The sequence below is a fragment of the Streptomyces sp. Ru62 genome (assembly GCF_002920615.1).
In the GTDB taxonomy this organism is placed as follows: Bacteria; Actinomycetota; Actinomycetes; order Streptomycetales; family Streptomycetaceae; genus Streptomyces.
The window spans coordinates 67,043-84,484 of the sequence record NZ_PQSU01000029.1 but is presented as its reverse complement, the minus strand read 5'-3'; the positions used below and the strand labels follow the sequence as shown (position 1 = coordinate 84,484).

Sequence of the window (17,442 nt, the reverse complement as noted above, 5' to 3'; positions counted from 1 at the left end):
CCAACCCGAATGCAACAAACGGTTAACAGCACATCGCCGAATGGCGAATCGGGACGCGTTCCGCGCCGGGAACAGCCTGGTTCACAGCTTCGCCACGCGCCGTTCACCCGGTATCAAGCAGGCCGTCAAGACGAATGACGGGCCGCGCCCTAACGTCCCTGACGTGGTCAAGCTCTCCGTCATCGTGCCGTTTTACAACGTGCAGCAATACGCGCCAGACACGCTCAGGAGTCTGAAGTCGAATGCGCGTGAGGACTTCGAATTCATTCTCGTCGACGACTGCTCCCGCGACGGGACACCAGAGATTCTCGCGCGCGCGGAGCGCGAGCTGCCGGGCGCGGTCCTGGTCCGGCACGAGCAGAACGGAGGGCTGGCGACCGCGCGCAACACCGGGATCGACCGGGCGCGCGGCGAGTACCTGACCTTCCTGGACGGCGACGACTGGCTCGCCCCCGGTTACTACCCCAAGCTGCTCGCCGCCATCGAGGAGCTGGGCTGCGACTTCCTGCGCACCGACCATGTGCAGTGCACCGCCCGGGCGCGCAGCGTGCACCGGGTGCCGGTGGGCCGGCGGAACACGGTGCTCAGCCCGCGGGAGGCGATCCTGCCCGCCGACCGGTCCACCTCGGTGGACTACGCGTACGCGTGGGCGGGTGTCTACCACCGCCGGCTGGTGGACAAGGGGCTGCTGCACTTCACCGACGGGCTGCGCACGGCCGAGGACCGGCCGTGGATCTGGAAGCTGCACCGGGAGGCGGAGTCCTTCGCGGTGGTGAACCTGCTGGGGGTGTTCTACCGGCGCGGGGTCGCCTCGTCGCTCACCCAGATCGGCGATGTGCGGCAGCTTGACTTCATCCGCGCGTTCGACCAGGTCATCACGGAGACGGCGGCGGACCGGGAGGCCGGCGTCCTGCTGCCGAAGGCCGTCCGCACCTATTGCGCGATCATCTCCCATCACCTGGGATCCATCGAAAGGTTCGAGCCGGCGGTGGCGAAGCAACTGAAATCCCTGAGTGCCGCCGCCCTGCGGCGCATGCCGCAGGACGTGCTGGACGAGGCGCTGGACTCCATGGACTTCCAGCGCGCCACCCGGCTGCGCCGGCTGCGCCGTCGTCCCGCCCCCGCGGGAGCCGCCGCGTGACCACCCAGATCTTCCAGGCGTCGACGCTGTACGGCACGGCCACGCTCGCCGCCGCCCTGGACTCCGGCTGCTTCCGCCCGGCCGACCGGCGGATACTGGTGGTCTGCAACAACGCGGCCACGCCCGAGACCTCACCGGCGCTGGACGCGATGCCGGGCTTCGAGCGACTGCGGGACCGGTTCGACGACGTGGTGTCGTACAACGAGGCGATCTTCCCGTTCCACCCGGGCGGCTGGGCGCCCCGCGGCGAGGATCTGCCGCTCTGGGAGAGGTACGTGCGCCACGAGTGGCAGCTCGGCACCGACGACGTCGAGCTGGCCGTCGAGTCGATCCAGGTCAACCCGTCACTGGCGCTCGCGCAGATCTTCACCGGCGCCCCGGTCACCGTCTACGCCGACGGCCTGATGAGTTACGGCCCCACCCGCAACAAGATCGACCCGCTGGTCGGCACCCGCGTGGACCGCGTCCTCCACCTGGACCTGGTGCCGGGTCTGCAGCCGCTGCTGCTGACCGAGTTCGGGGTGCCCGGCGAGGTCCTGCCTACGGCCGCCTTCACCAAGGTCCTCGCCGGACTGGCGCCACTCGGCGATGAGCTGCCGGACGTCCAGGAGCCCGCGCTGCTGCTCGGCCAGTACCTGTCGGCGCTGGACATCCTCACCGCCGAGCAGGAGGAGAACCTGCATGTGCGCATGCTGAAGGGCGCGGCCGCGCTCGGCCACTCCTCGGTGGTGTTCAAGCCGCACCCGTCGGCCCCGGCCCGCTTCACCCGCTCCCTGGAGCGGGAGGCGGAACGGCTGAAGGTGGAGCTGACCGTGCTGGACACCCCGGTGCTCGCGGAGGTGCTGTACCAGCGGATGCGTCCCGCGCTGGTCGTCGGCTGCTTCTCCACCGCCCTGCTCACCGCGTCCGCCCTGTACGGCCTCCCGGTCGCCCGGGTCGGCACCGACCTGCTGCTGGAGCGGCTGACGCCGTACGAGAACAGCAACCGCGTCCCGGTCACCATCGTGGACGCGCTGCTGCCCGAGCTGACCGACAAGGCGGCCGTCAGCGAGCAGCGGCAGGGCATGGACGTGCGGACGCTGGGCGCCCTGGTGCGTGCGGTGGGCTTCGCGATGCAGCCGAAGATCCTGCCGAGCCTCCGCGCGGAGACCGAGGGCTGGCTGGCGAAGCACCTGGACGAGCGGACCCTGCGCTACTTCAAGCGCAAGCGGCTGACCTCGCTGGCCCTGCCGGGCGGGGTGCCGTCCCAGCTGTCGTTCCTCCCGCGCAACGCGGCGGTCCGCCGGATGGCGCGCAAGGCCCGCAGTCTGCGCAAGGCCGTACGGCGCTGAGCGGCCCTTGCGGTGGGGCGGGCCCGGAGACCGGGCCCGCCCCGTCCGCTACCGGCCGAGGATGCCGCGGATCCGGGCCGCGTTCTCCTCGGTGACCTTCCACAGCAGCTCCTGCCGGTCGTGCACGTCGGCGACGGTCCGGCTGTGGTGGTCGAGGATGTGCAGGGCCCGCTCGGTGAGGACCGCGCCCAGGTTCCGCTCGTGCACCGACACGCCCCACTCGGGGCGCTCGATGTCGCTCAGGAAGTACGCCATCTTCGGGTGCGAGATCAGGCTGACGATGGGCGTGCCGACCCCGAAGGGGATCATCCCTGCGTGTCCGCGCATGCCGATGACCAGCCGGGTCTTGGCGTACGTCTCGCGGATCGAGTCGTTGTCGAAGTCGTACATCGGGATGACCGGCAGCGAGATGCCGTGCTCGCGGCGCAGGTCGAAGGCGATCCGCTCGTCGTCCAGGGAGTGGGCGACGCACCGCACCTCGGTGTGGGCGCCGATCGCGCGGACGGCCTTCGCGATCTCGGCGAGGAAGTGGCCGTAGTCGTGGCCGAAGCGCAGGCCCGCGCGGTCGTAGGCGGCGTTGAGCAGGACGGTGTCCTCGCGGTGCGACGGGTCGGTCCAGCCGGGCAGCAGCTGCCGCATGACCGTGGTCGGGCAGGGCTGGAAGACCACCTTGTCGTGCAGCCCGTCCGGGAGCAGCGAGCGGACCTTGGCGATGGAGCCGTGGTTGCGCAGGCCGAAGAACGCGGACTTCTCCACCAGCAGCCGGAGGCTCTCGTTGAAGCGCCGGGCCCGGTAGGACTGTCCGTCGAAGGCGTTGAAGCCGACCGCGAACACCATGATCGGCACGTCGATGGCGTCGAGGTGCGCGTCGGGCACGTTCCACTGCCAGGCGCTGTTGCCGTTGGGCATGGTGTCCGGGATGAACAGCCCGCCGCCGCCGATGACCAGGCCGCGCCGGGCGTTGACCCGTTCCAGGGCGGCCTGGTCGAACAGCCGGTGGGCGTGGACGGAGTGCCAGCGGCGGGAGGTGGTGTCGGCGCCGAACGCGAGCCGGACGCTCTCGGGCAGCAGCTTGTCGCCGGCGTTGCCCTGCCGGTCCATGTAGAAGGCGACGTGCGCGAGCTGGTCCTCGGCGGCGCCCTGTTCCTGGGCAGGCACGGCGGCGGCGCGCTGCGCCCACAGCCGGCTGGAGCGGTGGGTGGGGTCGACGGTGAGGCCGGCGGTGGCGTACCGCAGCGCCTCGGTGTTGTCGCCGTGCACCCAGGCGATCTGGGCGAGGCGGGCGTAGGCGGTGGCGGCCCGGTTGGGGGCGGCGGTGGCCAGGAGGAGCTGGGTCTTCGCCTCCTCGTAGCGGGAGACGCTCATCAGGGCGTGCCCGAGGACCTCGTGCGGCCAGGCCTCGTCCAGTGGGATGCGGACGCCGCTCAGGACGTCGACGGCGTCCTGGTACTCGCCGGCCGCGATGTGCGCGGCGGCGACCTTCCGGGCGGCCTCGACGTCTCCCGTACGCCGGACGTGCGGGGTGCCGTAGTGCACCAGCAGGTCGTGGTGGAGGCCGCCCCTGGCGACGCAGGCCGCCTGGAACTCGGCGTCGCCCAGGTCGAACTCGCGCCAGCGTTCCTCGGCCTGCGCGTACCCCGCCTCGCCGCCCTGCCAGGGCTTGTGCCGCCCGGTGAAGTGCAGGATCGCGGTGTCGTCCGGAACGGGCAGGTCGCCGGAGAGGCGCCGCTTGACGAAGTTGTAGCGGGCGTCGAGGCGCACGAAGTCGCCGTCCAGGACGGCGTTGAGGATGCCCTGGTCGTGCTTGTCGAGTTCGTAGGCGCCGCTGCGCCCGACCTGGTCGAGCTCGGCGCAGAACGCGTCGGTCAGGTACTCGCGCTGGATGACCAGCAGCCCGGAGTTGAGCTTGTGCTGCCCGTAGAAGAACTGCGGTACGGCGGCCAGTCCCTCGCGCAGCTTCAGCAGTTCGCTCAGGTCACCGAGGACGACCATGTCGGTGTCCAGGGTGATGACGGTGTCGTAGTCGCGGATCCTGAAGACGTCGAGGATGAAGTACGCCTTGCGGACCAGGTAGTTGTCCTGGTCGCCCTTGGCGTAGGAGTCGTAGTGGCCGGCGTCGACGCGGCGCAGCACGATCCGGGGGTGCAGGGCGCGGATGCGGGCGATCGAGGAGGGCTTCAGGTCGTCGTGGAGGACGACGAAGTCCTCGCAGACGCCCGGGTTGGACAGGGCGAGGCTGCGCAGCAGGACGAGGAAGCCGGGCAGGTAGTTCTCGTCGACGAAGCTCGCGAAGGCGATGCGGCGCTTGCCGGTGAGCGCCTGCGCGGCGGTGTCCGGTATGACCGGGCTGACGGTGGTGGTCATCGCAGGGAGATCCTCATGTCGGTGACGCTCTGGGCCCGGTCCATGACCCATGCCTTCTCGCTGGTGTATTCGTGCACGGAGGTGATGGCGAGCTTCATCGCCTCGGGCACCCGGTAGGCACCGGACTCGTAGAAGTCGAACCCGATCAGATCGAGCCGGGGGCTGACGTCGAGGAAGTCCAGCAGCCAGGACATGTTGAAGCCGGTGGTCGGGATGGACGGCCAGGCGTCGGTGCCGAGGCGGCCGAGGTTGCGGACGGGCCAGCGCAGCGACTCGTCGCCGAGGTACTGCTGGGCGCCGGGCACCAGGCGGTTGCGCAGGCTGTGCTTCCAGTCGCCGGAGACCCCGCCGAAGACGAGCCGGGTGGTCACCGGCTTGTCCCAGTTGAAGGCGTGCTTGTGGATGGTGGTGTGGATGTCGGTACGGCTGCCGGTGTGCTTCGGGTCGATCCGGTACGAGTTGAAACGGACGACGAGGTCGTAGTCGTCGATCTCGGCGCCCATGCCGCTCTCGCCGACGCGGCCGGAGTTGGCGATCAGGCAGATCGACTTGCCGGCGATCTGGTTGCGGAACTCGCCGAGGCTGATCCAGCGGACCCCGCCGATCGTGGGGTCGGCGACGGGCCCGCGCATCCGGACGCGGCGCTGCTCGGCGTAGAGGGCGATGACTTCGGCGAGGTCGCCGCCGGGGATGCCGGTGCGCAGGTCCAGGTACTGGCTGAGGAGTTCCTGCCGGTCGGCGACCGGGGCCTGATCGGCGGCGAGCGCGAGCAGCGCGCCGACCAGCCGGGGTTCGGCCGCCGCCCAGTCGCCGGCGGCGTGCAGGGCGAGGCCCTCGGCCCAGACGTCGGTGGCGGGCCCGGCGGCGAAGTCGGTGGCGCGCGGGCACTGGCGGCGCAGCAGGCCGAGCAGTTCACGTTCGCTTTCGGCGGCCCGGCGCAGCCCGGTGACGCGGGCGGCGACACCGAATCCGTCCTCGGTGGTCAGTTCCAGGTAGCGCTCGTAGGCGGCGACGGCCTCCTGCTCCTCGCCGAGCGCCTCCAGGACGCGGGCGCGCAGCCGCCAGCCGGCGCGGGAGTTCTTGCGGTGGGCGAGGACGGTGTCGCCGATCCGCAGGGCGAGGTGCAGTTCGTCGTCGTAACCGCACTCCAGGGCCTTGTTGCCGGCGGCCAGCAGGGCGTCCAGCAGTTCGCCGGTGATCCCGCTTGACGGGGCGGCGGTGCCCTTCACGGCCCGCTTGAGCAGGGCGGTCGCCCCAGTGGGCGGGGCGGGCGCGGGGGCGGTGACGCCGGTGGTGCTGACGACGACGAGGACCTTGCGCAGTTGCTCGGCCAGTTCCGTGCGGCGGCGGTCGAGGCTGCCGACGAGTTTGCCGCTGTGCACGGCGCAGGCGCGCAGGCAGTCGTCGAGCTCCCCTCCACGCACGGGTGCCCGCCGGGCTTGGACCCTTGTCATAGCTCTCCTGTTCTTTGACCGAAACGTGGGGGGGATGGAGAAACTAGGAAGGTAAAACGACTGGCAGGTGAACGAATTTGGTCCGGCAAGCGAATCGTTGGCTTGTCAACCAAGTCGTTTCTGTGATTCGTCCAGGTGCTGATGAAACGATTGCTCTTGGAGTCAGATCTTCACCAGAAAGACGAAGACGATTAACGCCAGTCGGGTTGGGTGCCGAGAACCATGCCTGTTTCCTCCCCCGTCCTCGCCGCCGTGCCCGCGCCCCCGGCCCGCGGAACGGCCCATGAACGCCAGAACCGTCTGCACGCCTTGGACGGACTGCGGCTGCTGGCCGCGCTGATGGTCTGCCTCTACCACTACGCCGGACGCGGCGGCCCGGTCTCCGCGTCCTGGCACCAGAGCCCGGCCCATGTCTTCCCGACCCTGTCCCGGATGGCCACCTACGGCTGTCTGGGCGTGCAGTTCTTCTTCGTCATCAGCGGCTTCGTGATCTGCATGAGCAGTTGGGGCCGCTCCCTCGGCGACTTCTTCCGTTCCCGGGTCGCCCGCCTCTACCCCGCCTACTGGGTCGCGCTGGTGCTGGTCACCGCCGCGGCCGTGGTGCTGCCCGTGGTCGTCCACCCGGTCCGGCCGGACGAGTTCCTGGTCAACCTGACGATGCTGCAGCAGCCGATGGGCGCCACCCGCGTCCTCGGCGTCTGCTGGACGCTCTGGGTGGAGGTCCGCTTCTACGCCCTGTTCGCCCTGTTCGTCGTCCTACGGGGTGTCACCTACCGCCGGGTGGTGCTCTTCTGCTGCGTGTGGACGCTGGCGGCGGTGGTGTGCCGCACCTCCGGCAACGCGCTCACCGACCAGTTGGTCATGCCCGAGTACGCCCCGTTCTTCGTCGGCGGCCTGGCCCTGTACCTGATCCACCGCTTCGGCGGCGACCTGCTGCTGTGGGGCATCGTCGCGGTGTCCTGGCTGCTGGGACAGAGCACCGCCACCCAGAGCCTGTGGCACGCCGGCGCGCAGGGCGACTTCCACCGCAGCCCGTACGTCATCATCGCCGTCGTCACCCTCGCCTTCGCCGCCGTGGCCGCGGTGGCGGTGGGCTGGACCCGGTGGGCCTCCTGGCGCTGGCTGGTCACGGCCGGCGCGCTGACGTACCCGTTCTACCTGGTCCACGAGCACCTGGGCTGGTTCGTCATCCGGGTGCTGCACCGGGGGCTCGGGCTGTCGCCGTGGCCGACGCTCGCCGTGACCGTGCTGGGCATGCTGGCGCTGGCGTGGCTGATCCACCGGTTCGTGGAGAAGCCGTTCGGCCCCCGGCTGAAGCGGGCGCTGAAGAAGGCCCGTACGCCCGCGACGACCGCCCTCAGCTGATCCCGTACCGCGCCCCGATGCCGGCGACGACCAGCGCCAGCCCCTCCTCGAACTGCCGGTCGTAGTCGTCGAAGAGCAGCTTCCCCGCCTCCGCCGCGAGCGGGAAGCCGGCCATGCGCCGGGCGCGTTCCTCGATGTCGTACCCCTCCCGGCGCTCGCCCGGGAGGGGCCGCACGCCCTGCTCCTCGGTGACGAAGCCGAGGGTGTACGCGTGCACCGCCCGGCCCGCGCCGACCGCCTGCGCGAGGCTGAGGCCGGCGTCCGTCAGCACCCGCAGGTTCGCCTCCAGCTCCCGGGCGTGCTCGGTGCCCGTGAAACGGGAGCCGCTGAACACCTTGGCCCCGTCGCGGTAGCCGAGCAGCGCGGCCCGCAGCCCGCGCTGGGTCTTCAGCAGCCGCTCCCGCCAGGTGTCGGCGGGATCGAGGACGGCCCCGGCCACCATCCGCCGGTACATCTCCGTCGCCATCTCGTCCAGCAGCGCCTGCTTGTCCTTGAAGTGCCAGTACAGGGCGGGTGCCTTGACGTCCAGCTCACGGGCGATGGCGCGCAGGGTCAGCCCGTCCAGACCGACCTCGTTCAGCAGCCGCAGCGCGGTGTCGGCGACTCGTGCACGGTCCAGGGGTGCGCGCTTCTCGGAACTCACGCTTGACAGCTTAACAACGTTAAGGGCACGCTCGGCGACGACGCCACTTAACGACGTTAAGGAGAGATGTGATGGATGTACTGATCGTGGGCGCGGGCCCGACGGGCTTGACGCTGGCCCTGGACCTCGCCCGGCGCGGGGTGGACGCGCTGGTGGTGGAGCGGGCGGAGGCGCTCTTCCCCGGCTCGCGCGGCAAGGGGATCCAGCCCCGCACCCAGGAAGTCTTCGCCGACCTGGGCGTCCTGGACGCGATCCGGGCGGCCGGCGGCCCCTACCCGCCCCGGCTGATCTGGAAGGACGGCGAGCGGCTCGGCGAACAGCCGATGTTCGAGGAGATCCCGGCGGACGAGGGCACGCCGTACACCGATCCGCTGATGGTCGCGCAGTGGCGGACGCAGGAGGTGCTGTACACACGGCTGACCGAACGGTACGGGAGAGGCCGGGTCGTCTTCGGCCGGGAGGTGACCGGTCTGACACAGGACGCCGAGGGCGTGACGGTGTCGTGCGCCGACGGTACGACCCTCCGCGCGGCCTACGTGGTGGCGGCGGACGGCGGTCGCTCGGCGGTCCGGCGCGCACTGGGCGTGGGCATGACCGGGGAGACGGTCGATCCGGTGCCGTTCCTGGTGGCGGACGTACGGGTGCGGGGCCTGGACCGGGACCACTGGCACACGTTCCCGGGGACCGGCGGCAGCGGCGTCGCCCTCTGCCCGCTCGCCGGCACGGACTGCTTCCAACTCCAGGCACGCCTGCCGGAGGCGGACGAGGTCGACCTGTCCCTGGACGGCGTGCGCGAGCTGGTCGCCACCCGCACGCACCTGGACGCGGACGCCGTCACGGAGCTGCGCTGGGCCTCCGGCTTCCGCCCGCGCGCCGCCCTGGCGGACCGGTTCCGGGCGGGCCGGGTCTTCCTCGCCGGCGACGCGGCCCACATCCACTCCCCGGCGGGCGGCCAGGGCCTGAACACCAGCGTCCAGGACGCCTACAACCTCGGCTGGAAGCTGGGCGCGGTGCTCCGGGGCGGAGCTCCGAAAGCCCTGCTGGACACCTACGAGGAGGAGCGCCGCGCGAACGCCGCCGCCATGCTGGACCTGACGACGGGGGTCCACCGGGGAGAGATCGAGCGGGGCCGGGCGACGGTACAACTCGGCCTGGGCTACCGGGAGTCGTCCCTCAGCGTGGACACGCGCGGGAAGACGGAGGGCCTCCGCGCGGGCGACCGCGCCCCGGACGGCACGGTGGCAGGCGTCCGCCTCTTCGACGCGTTCCGGGGCCCCCACTGGACACTGCTGGGAGCGACGATGGCGGGGGTGCGCTCGCTCCCCACGGCCCCGCGGTCATACGGCGAGGGCGTCTTCCTGATCCGCCCGGACGGCTATGTGGGCTGGGCGGGAGAGACGACGGAGGACCTGCGGGACTACGCGAAGAAAACAGGAGATTTCACAACGTCATAGGGCGAAACCCCCTGGGGGCGCGGGGTACTGCACGACCAGCCCCCAGGCACCCGCGCCCGAGAACATGCCCCTCTCCGGCGATTCCAGCGAGCGATCAGGCGAGCGAGAGCTTCACCGCGAACCCCAGGAACAGCGCCCCCGCCGCCGACGTGGCGGTGGCCGACAGCCCCTTGCGCCGCCGGAACGCCGCGGCCAGCCGCGTGCCGCTGAATATCAGGGCGCTGAGGTACAGGAAACTGGCCAGCTGGGCGAGGGCGCCGAGGACGACGAAGGACAGGGCCGGATACGCGTAGTCCGGGTCGACGAACTGCACGAAGAAGGCGACGAAGAAGAGGATCGCCTTGGGGTTGAAGAGGCTGACGACGAGGGCGCGGCGGAAGGGCCGCTCGTCGGTGCCCTGGGCCGGCGCGGCCTCCTCGACGGCCCGCTCCCGCCGGGTCCGCCACATCTGCCGGGCGGCCCGCAGCATGCCGATCGCCAGCCAGCTCAGGTATCCGGCACCGGCGTACTTGACGATCCCGAACAGCAGCGCGTTCCCCTGGAGCAGCGAGGCGACCCCGGCGGCGGACAGCGTCATCAGCACGGTGTCCCCGCACCACACACCGGCGGCGGCCGTGTAACCGGCCCGCACACCGCGGCGGGCGGCCACGGACAGGACGTAGAGGGAGTTGGGGCCGGGCAGCAGCACGATCAGGATCAGGCCCGCGAGATAGGTGGGGAGGTCGATGACGCCGAACATGGAGGGAGTGTCGCACGCGGGTACGACACTCGGCCCTCCCGGTCCGGAAGAGCGCCCGGGACCTCAGAAGGTCTCACTCGGTACGTGGCTCCCCCAGACCTCGCGCAGCGCCCCGCAGACCTCCCCCACCGTCGCCCGCGCCCGCAGTGCCTCCTTCATCGGGTACAGGACGTTGTCCTCGCCCTCCGCCGCCTTCCGCAGCGCGTCCAGCGCCGCGGTCGCCGCGGCCCGGTCGCGTCCGGCCCGCAACCGGGCCAGCCGCTCGGCCTGGCGCGCCTCGATCGCCGGGTCCACCCGCAACGGCTCGTACGGTTCCTCCTCGTCCAGCCGGAACCGGTTGACCCCGACCACCACCCGGTCACCGGAGTCGGTCTCCTGCGCGATGCGGTACGCGTTCTTCTCGATCTCGGCCTTCTGGAAGCCCCGCTCGATCGCGGCGACGGCCCCGCCCAGGTCCTCCACCCTGCGCATCAGGTCGACGGCCGCCTCCTCCACGTCGTCCGTCATCCGCTCGACCGCGTAGGAACCGGCGAACGGGTCCACCGTCGCCGGGACGTCCGTCTCGTGCGCCAGCACCTGCTGCGTCCGCAGGGCCAGCCGCGCGCTCTTGTCCGTCGGCAGCGCGATGGCCTCGTCGAAGGAGTTGGTGTGCAGGGACTGCGTGCCGCCGAACACCGCCGCCAGGGCCTGGACGGCGACCCGGACCAGGTTCACCTCCGGCTGCTGGGCCGTCAGCTGAACTCCCGCCGTCTGGGTGTGGAAGCGCAGCATCAGCGACTTGGGATCGCGCGCGCCGAACTCCTCCCTCATCACCCGTGCCCAGATCCTGCGCGCCGCGCGGAACTTGGCGACCTCCTCCAGCAGCGTCGTACGGGCCACGAAGAAGAACGACAGGCGGGGGGCGAAGTCGTCCACGTCCATGCCCGCCGCCACCGCCGTACGGACGTACTCGATGCCGTCGGCGAGGGTGAACGCGATCTCCTGCACCGGGGACGCGCCCGCCTCGGCCATGTGGTACCCGGAGATCGAGATCGTGTTCCACTTCGGGATCTCGGTGGTGCAGTACCGGAAGATGTCCGCGGTCAGCCGCAGGGACGGCTTCGGCGGGAAGATGTACGTGCCCCGGGCGATGTACTCCTTCAGGACGTCGTTCTGGATCGTCCCCGTCAGCCGGTCCGCGGCCACGCCCTGTTCCTCCGCCACGAGCTGGTACAGGAGCAGGAGCAGCGCGGCGGGCGCGTTGATCGTCATGGACGTCGAGACCTGGTCCAGCGGGATGCCGTCGAAGAGCACCCGCATGTCCTCGACGGAGTCGATCGCCACGCCCACCTTGCCGACCTCGCCGTGCGCGAGGGGCGCGTCGGAGTCGTGGCCCATCTGGGTGGGCAGGTCGAAGGCGACGGACAGACCGGTGGTGCCGTGGGCGATGAGCTGCCGGTAGCGGGCGTTGGACTCCGCCGCCGTGCCGAAGCCCGCGTACTGGCGCATGGTCCAGGGCCGGCCGGTGTACATGGTCGGGTAGACCCCGCGGGTGAACGGGTACGCGCCCGGTTCGCCCAGTTTCCCTGCCGGGTCCCAGCCGGTCAGGTCGGCCGGCCCGTAGACCGGCTCGATGGGCAGGCCCGACTCCGACTGACGTGCCGACTGCTGTGCCATCGCTGCCTCCGTGCGGTGGAACGGGTACTCCTCACCATGCCCCGTAGTTCGGCGGCGGTCACGCGGGGAAGCATCCCGGGCATGAGGATCCCGGGGAGATCTGCCGCTCTGCTCGCCTCGGCCGCCGCACTCGCCGCGCTCTGCGGGTGCACCGTGCAGCCGGCGGGCGCCGATGGGAAACAAGGCCTGCCGGTGCACGTGGAGCTGCCGGGCAGCCCAGGTCCCGGCACCGCCCGGAACAGTCCGGGGCCCGGCACCGCCCGGACGGCGCCGGCCACCCCGCCGACGGCCATGCCGGCCGCCACGCCGAGCGTCACGCCCACCGCGCCCGCCGTGCCCGCGCCGCGGGTGCTGTGGTCGCGCGGGGACGACGGGCCGGCCGTGCGGGAACTCCAGGCGCGGCTGCGCCAGGTGGCCTGGCTGGCCGTGGGGCCGACCGGGTCGTACGACGGCCCGACCGAGCAGGCCGTCAAGGGCTTCCAGGGCAAGCGCGGACTGCCCCGGACCGGCGCGACGGACGCCGTCACCTGGCAGCGGCTGGTGGCGATGACCCGTCCGCCGGGCAGGGGGGAGCTGTATCCGGGGGCCGCTCAGCCGGCCGCCGCAGCGGATCCGCGCTGTCTGACCGGACGGGCGCTGTGCATCAGCAAGACCAGCCGGACCCTGCGCTGGATGGTCGACGGACGGACCCTGTCGACGATGGCGGTGCGGTTCGGCGCGCAGTACACCCCGACCCGCGAAGGAGTGTTCACCGTCTACTGGAAGTCACGGCACCATGTGTCGACCCTCTACCACTCGCCGATGCCGTACGCGATGTTCTTCAGCGGTGGCCAGGCGGTCCACTACTCCTACGACTTCGCGGCGCGCGGCTACGCGGGCGGTTCCCACGGATGCGTCAACGTCCGGGACGAGACGGCGATCGCCCGGCTCTTCGCGCAGGTGAGGATCGGCGACAAGGTCGTCGTGTCCCGGTGAGACGCCCTGCCGGGGGCTGTTCGATGCCGGGGGCTGTGCGTTGCGGGGCGCGGGCGGGACCGGGGGAACGTGTCCCGCCCGCGCCAGGTGCACGAGCCGCGGGTACGGGGGGAACCCCGGCTCCGTGCGACGGCCGATGACCAGTCGGCTCACTCATTACTGCGTCACGGGCTCCAGAAACGTCACACCTCGCGCCGAAAAAATTTCGGTGACCTCGAAATCGCAGGTCAGATGGGGTGGCGTCGATCAGAGCGCGGTGTAGGTCGGAGTCGGTGACGGGGTCGTGGAGCCGTTCCCGGGTGTGCCGCGGTGCGCGGGCGCGAAGGCCGAGGGAGCGGGGTCGGCGCCGCCGTGGTGCCGGCCACCGCCCTTGCCGCCGTCCTTGTCTCCGCCCTGACCACTGCCCTTGCCGCCGCCTTCGCCGTTGCCCTTGTCTCCGCCCTGGCCGTTGCCCTTGCCGCCGCCCTGGCCGTTGCCCTTGCCGCCGCCCGGGTCGGCGGGGCCGTCGTCGCCCTTGCCCTTGCCGTTGCCCTTGCCGCCGTCCTTGCCCCCGCCCTTGCTGTTGTCCGAGCCCTGGCCGGTGGTGTTCCCGCCGCCGTTGTTCCCGCCGCCCGTGCCGCCGGAGGTGGAGTCACCGGCGCTCAGCAGCACCTTGCAGTACGTGGTCACGCGGCCGGGGCCGCCCGCCAGGTGTTCCAGCGCGCTCCTGCGGCCGGTGTCCAGGTCCTTGCCGTCCCGCAGCGCACGACAGGCAGCGGTTGCGCCGAGCCACCCGGTGCCTGTCGTCGCGGAGGGGGCGCCGGAGCCGGGGACGGGGTTCCGGCCGTCGTCCGTCCCCGCGGCCTCGTCGTCGGTGCCGCCGCGATGCCCTGGCGTACCGCCGTCCGGTGCACCGGTGCCCGTCGCGCCGCCCGGTGCGGACGGCGAGGTGAGCGGCTGTCCGGTGGTCGCGCCGGGAGAGACGGAGGTGGCGGGGCGGGGGTGGTCGTCACCGAACGGCGTGGGCAGCACTCCGCTGCCGGCGGCCACGGCGACGCCGCCGACCGTGCCCGCGGCCACCGCCGCGGCGAGGGCCAGGCGCACCGGGCGGGCCCAGCGGGGGCGCCGGGCCCGGATTCCGGTACGGGCCGGGGCGCCGATGCGGACCAGACCGGCGTCGGCGCCTCGTGCCGGGGGACGGGGGGCGGCGGGGGCGTGCGCGGCGGCGGTGCGCTCCGCCTCGGCGGCCTCGCGGGCCTTGCGGAACGCGGCCAGGGCGGCCTGCTCGCCGGGGAGTTCACCGGGGGCGGCGGCCGCCTCCGCGGACAGCGCGCCGAGCGCCCGGGAAAGACGTTCTGCCTGGTCACGGGCGGAGGGGTCGACGGCTTCCGGTGACTCACCGCGCAGCAGGCGTTCCGCCGTCTCACGGTTCAGCCACTTGTACTGCTCGTCGGCCATCACATGTCCTTCTGCGTCCGCGCACGCGTATGCGTCACAGTTGCGGACGTCACCGCGCCCCGGCGCGGTTCTCTTTGCGGTGGGAGCGCGTCGAGTCCGCCCGCCGATTCCGGATCGTCGCCGATCAGCTCCGCCAGGCGCTTCAGACCGCGGTGCGCGGCGGTACGGACGGCGCCCGCGCGTTTGCCGAGGGTCTCGGCGGCGGTCTTGGCGTCCAGGCCCACGACCACGCGCAGGACGACCGCCTCGGCCTGGTCCTGCGGGAGCCGGGCGATCAGGGAGAGGGCGCTGTCCGTGGCCAGGGCCTCGATGGCCTCGCCGGCCGTGTCGGACTCGGCGGCGCGGCCGGTCAGCTCGGTCTCGTCGCCGCCTATGGCGGGGCGCCGGCCCCGCATGCGTATGTGGTCCAGGGCGCGGTTGCGGGCGATCCGGGCGGCCCAGCCGCGGAACCGGTCGGCGTCACCGCTGAAACGGTCCAGGTCACGGGCGATCTGGAGCCACGCCTCGGACGCGACGTCCTCGGCGTCCAGGTCGCCGACCAGGGTGCGGACGTATCCGAGCAGGCGCGGATGCACCGCGCGGTACACCGTACGGAACGCGGTCTCGTCCCCGTCCTGTGCCGCACGCACCGCGGTGGTCAGCTCCGCGTCGTCCCCCAGCACCGTACTCCCTTTACGCCTGTCTTCGGTCGGCGCGAAAGGCACGTTACGGCGTGAAACCGCTGCTCGTCCATGTCTGTAGAAGATGCAACTAACTCGTGACCGGGTTCGGATGTGCGCAGCGTGAGGTCGGGGCGGGGGCGGGATGTGGCCGCGCTGTGGCGAGGTGTGACAGAAACCGCACCGACGGCGCTGAAGGGAGTACGGGCCGCGCGCGGCCCGTCCGCGCGACGGCCGGGGCCTCTCCTGTGGGGGGTGGCGGCCCCGGCCGTTGCCTTGGCGGGGCCGACGGACGCCTAGGGCTTCCCACCGGAGGAGTCACGGCCGGCCGCCTTGCCGCCGGTGGGATTCCCTTCGGTCGAGTTCCCTACGGCAGCGTTCCCCTGGCTGCCGCCACCCTTGCTCTCCCCGTTGCCGCTGTTGCCCTTGGTACCGCCGCCATTGGTACCGCCGTTGCCTTTGTTGCCGGAGGAGCCGGCGCTGTCGGCGTTGTCGGCGTTGTCGGCGTTCTTGCCCTGCTTCCACTCCGCCATGCGGGCTGCGCAGTAGGCGGCGACCTTCTCCGGTCCCCCCGCCGCGCTGACGAGCCGCTGCCAGGCCGCCGACTCCAGGGCACCGCCGCGGTCCCCGGCCCGCGTGTAGGCACGGCAGTGGGCGAGGGTGTCCCGGGCGGTGGCCGGCCGGCCGGGGTGATCCTCGGACGCGGTGGCCGAGGGCCCGGCTGCCGTGGCGTCGGCCGGGACGGGCGGAGTGCCCGGCACCGGCCGCGTGGAGCGTGGCGCTCGGCTCCGGTCGTCGTCGTGCGTGCCGGACCCGGCGGAGCCGATGGCCGCGACGGCGACTCCGCCCAGCGTGAGGCTCGCCAGCGCGACCGAGAGGGTGGTCCGCAGTGGGCGGCGGGCGGGTGCCGGCCGCCCCGGCCGCCAGTCGTCCCGGGCGCGGGTCCGCGCGTCGTGCGCTCCCGCGTCGCGCGCGGCCCGGAAGGCGGCGACGGCGCTGCGCTCGGCCTCGGCGTCGACGCGGTCCGCGCGCAGCGCGGCGGCCAACCGGGTCTCCAGCCCGGAGGCGTCGGCCGGGTCCGGCGTGGCGACGGCACCGCCGGGGTGCGCACGCCGACGACCGGTCAGCCCGCCGCCGCTGTGCCGTTCACCCATGCCCGTTCCCGCCCTCACCCGGTCCACCCGGAACTCCGTACGCCTGCCCACCCGCACCCACTCGCCCGAACCCTGGACGCCCGCACCTACCGGCCATCACGCCCCCCGCGCCCGTAGCGCCGGTCGCACCGGCCGGGACGGCCCGGCACCCGAACCAACGGGCCACCGAAGCCGCACGTCCACGACCACCGGCCACGACCGCCCCGCACCCGAACCACGCACCACCCGAACCGCACGACCACGACCACCGGCCACGACGGCCCCGAGCCCTGAGCCACCAGCCGCCCCGGGACCGTGAGTCCCGCACTCCGGCACCCCACAGGCACCGGCAGCCCAGCCCTCGAACACCCCGCGCCGCCGCCGGAAACGTCCGCGGAGCCGACGCCCGCGCCCATGCATACGTCCCACACCCACCGGCACGTTCACCCCGGTTCACCCCGCGGCGGCGGATCCGGGTCCGTCGTACCGTCCGCGCCCAGTTGGCGGGCCAGGCGTCGCAGGCCCCGGTACGCGGCCGTGCGGACGGCGCCGGGGCGTTTGCCGAGGACCCGGGCCGCGGCCGGGCCGTCGAGGCCGACGACCACCCGCAGCAGCACCGCCTCGGCCTGGTCCCGGGGCAGCGCGCGGACCAGTTCCAGCGCGCGTGCGGTGGAGAGCGACTCCAGGGCCTGGTCATGGGTGCTGTGCCGGCCGGGCAGCTCCAGGGCGTCCTGCTCCAACCGCGCCGCCCGGGGCCGTACCCGCTGCCGGCGCAGGTGGTCCAGCGCGCGGTGCCGGGCGATGGTCGCGGTCCAGCCGCGGAAGCCCGCGCCGTCGCCCCGGAACCGGCCGAGGTCGCGGGCGATCTCCAGCCAGGCCTCGGAGGCGACGTCCTCCGCGTCCTCGCCGACGAGCCCCCGCAGATAACCCAGCAGGCCGGGCTGCACGATCCGGTAGGCCACCGCGAACGCGGTCTCGTCGCCGTCCTGGGCCCGCGCGACGGCCGCGCCCAGCTCCCCGTCCCGCGGCTGCGGGCGGCGGGGTTCCCCTCCCTGGCCCAAGACCGTCCTCGTTCGTGCCGAGTTCCTGGC

General features: G+C 72.5%; 14 protein-coding genes. 5 read left to right on the top strand and 9 right to left on the bottom strand.

Annotated features, from left to right (window positions below; all coding sequences use genetic code 11):
* The first annotated feature begins 163 nt into the window (after positions 1 to 163).
* Together C3492_RS32855 and C3492_RS32850 are read left to right on the top strand one after the other, a co-directional pair.
* Entirely contained in the window at positions 164 to 1,141 is a 978-nt protein-coding gene (locus C3492_RS32855; protein WP_103816299.1) for a glycosyltransferase family 2 protein, read from the top strand.
* On the top strand, positions 1,138 to 2,472 hold the full coding sequence (locus tag C3492_RS32850; RefSeq protein WP_103816298.1) for a polysialyltransferase family glycosyltransferase: 1,335 nt from the start codon (positions 1,138 to 1,140) through the stop codon (positions 2,470 to 2,472). The genes C3492_RS32855 and C3492_RS32850 overlap by 4 nt, the downstream gene beginning before the upstream one ends.
* Positions 2,473 to 2,520: 48 nt before the next feature.
* On the opposite strand, the gene C3492_RS32845 is transcribed toward C3492_RS32850, so the two are convergent.
* Together C3492_RS32845 and C3492_RS32840 are read right to left on the bottom strand one after the other, a co-directional pair.
* Positions 2,521 to 4,836, bottom strand: a complete 2,316-nt coding sequence (locus C3492_RS32845) for a glycosyltransferase (protein ID WP_103816297.1) — start codon at positions 4,834 to 4,836, stop codon at positions 2,521 to 2,523.
* Positions 4,833 to 6,290 carry a glycosyltransferase family 29 protein gene (locus tag C3492_RS32840; protein ID WP_103816296.1) on the bottom strand — a complete coding sequence of 486 codons (1,458 nt, stop codon included), beginning with the start codon at positions 6,288 to 6,290 and terminating at the stop codon, positions 4,833 to 4,835. The genes C3492_RS32845 and C3492_RS32840 overlap by 4 nt, the downstream gene beginning before the upstream one ends.
* 222 nt (positions 6,291 to 6,512) lie before the next feature.
* On the opposite strand from C3492_RS32840, the gene C3492_RS32835 reads away from it, so the two are divergent.
* Positions 6,513 to 7,655, top strand: coding sequence for an acyltransferase (locus C3492_RS32835; RefSeq protein WP_258056036.1), 1,143 nt, complete (start codon positions 6,513 to 6,515; stop codon positions 7,653 to 7,655).
* Here the strand turns inward: C3492_RS32835 and C3492_RS32830 are convergent.
* The gene (locus C3492_RS32830) at positions 7,648 to 8,298 is read right to left on the bottom strand and encodes a TetR/AcrR family transcriptional regulator C-terminal domain-containing protein (RefSeq protein ID WP_103816294.1); all 651 of its coding nucleotides are present in this window, start codon (positions 8,296 to 8,298) and stop codon (positions 7,648 to 7,650) included. The genes C3492_RS32835 and C3492_RS32830 overlap by 8 nt on opposite strands.
* 71 nt (positions 8,299 to 8,369) lie before the next feature.
* Between C3492_RS32830 and C3492_RS32825 the strand changes: the two genes are divergently transcribed.
* Complete coding sequence (locus tag C3492_RS32825) at positions 8,370 to 9,752, top strand: FAD-dependent oxidoreductase (RefSeq protein ID WP_103816293.1); 1,383 nt, start codon at positions 8,370 to 8,372, stop codon at positions 9,750 to 9,752.
* Between the two features lie 94 nt (positions 9,753 to 9,846).
* Here C3492_RS32825 and leuE read toward each other — a convergent pair whose 3' ends face one another.
* Both leuE and C3492_RS32815 read right to left on the bottom strand, forming a co-directional pair.
* The gene (leuE, locus tag C3492_RS32820) at positions 9,847 to 10,491 is read right to left on the bottom strand and encodes a leucine efflux protein LeuE (RefSeq protein WP_103816292.1); all 645 of its coding nucleotides are present in this window, start codon (positions 10,489 to 10,491) and stop codon (positions 9,847 to 9,849) included.
* A 63-nt stretch (positions 10,492 to 10,554) separates the two neighbouring features.
* Positions 10,555 to 12,147 (bottom strand): methylmalonyl-CoA mutase, encoded by a 1,593-nt coding sequence (locus tag C3492_RS32815; protein WP_103816291.1) that lies wholly within the window; start codon positions 12,145 to 12,147, stop codon positions 10,555 to 10,557.
* 81 nt (positions 12,148 to 12,228) lie between these two features.
* Here C3492_RS32815 and C3492_RS32810 point away from each other — a divergent pair, with 81 nt between their 5' ends.
* Complete coding sequence (locus C3492_RS32810; protein WP_181140674.1) at positions 12,229 to 13,122, top strand: L,D-transpeptidase family protein; 894 nt, start codon at positions 12,229 to 12,231, stop codon at positions 13,120 to 13,122.
* Between the two features lie 246 nt (positions 13,123 to 13,368).
* On the opposite strand, the gene C3492_RS32805 is transcribed toward C3492_RS32810, so the two are convergent.
* The 4 genes from C3492_RS32805 to C3492_RS32790 all read right to left on the bottom strand — a co-directional run bounded on the left by C3492_RS32805 (position 13,369) and on the right by C3492_RS32790 (position 17,412).
* Positions 13,369 to 14,559 (bottom strand): hypothetical protein, encoded by a 1,191-nt coding sequence (locus C3492_RS32805; protein ID WP_103816290.1) that lies wholly within the window; start codon positions 14,557 to 14,559, stop codon positions 13,369 to 13,371.
* Complete coding sequence (locus C3492_RS32800) at positions 14,559 to 15,221, bottom strand: RNA polymerase sigma factor (protein ID WP_103816289.1); 663 nt, start codon at positions 15,219 to 15,221, stop codon at positions 14,559 to 14,561. The genes C3492_RS32805 and C3492_RS32800 overlap by 1 nt, the downstream gene beginning before the upstream one ends.
* A gap of 293 nt (positions 15,222 to 15,514) precedes the next feature.
* Positions 15,515 to 16,372, bottom strand: coding sequence for a hypothetical protein (locus tag C3492_RS32795; RefSeq protein ID WP_103816288.1), 858 nt, complete (start codon positions 16,370 to 16,372; stop codon positions 15,515 to 15,517).
* A 422-nt stretch (positions 16,373 to 16,794) separates the two neighbouring features.
* Positions 16,795 to 17,412 (bottom strand): RNA polymerase sigma factor, encoded by a 618-nt coding sequence (locus C3492_RS32790; RefSeq protein WP_103816287.1) that lies wholly within the window; start codon positions 17,410 to 17,412, stop codon positions 16,795 to 16,797.
* Positions 17,413 to 17,442 lie beyond the last annotated feature (30 nt).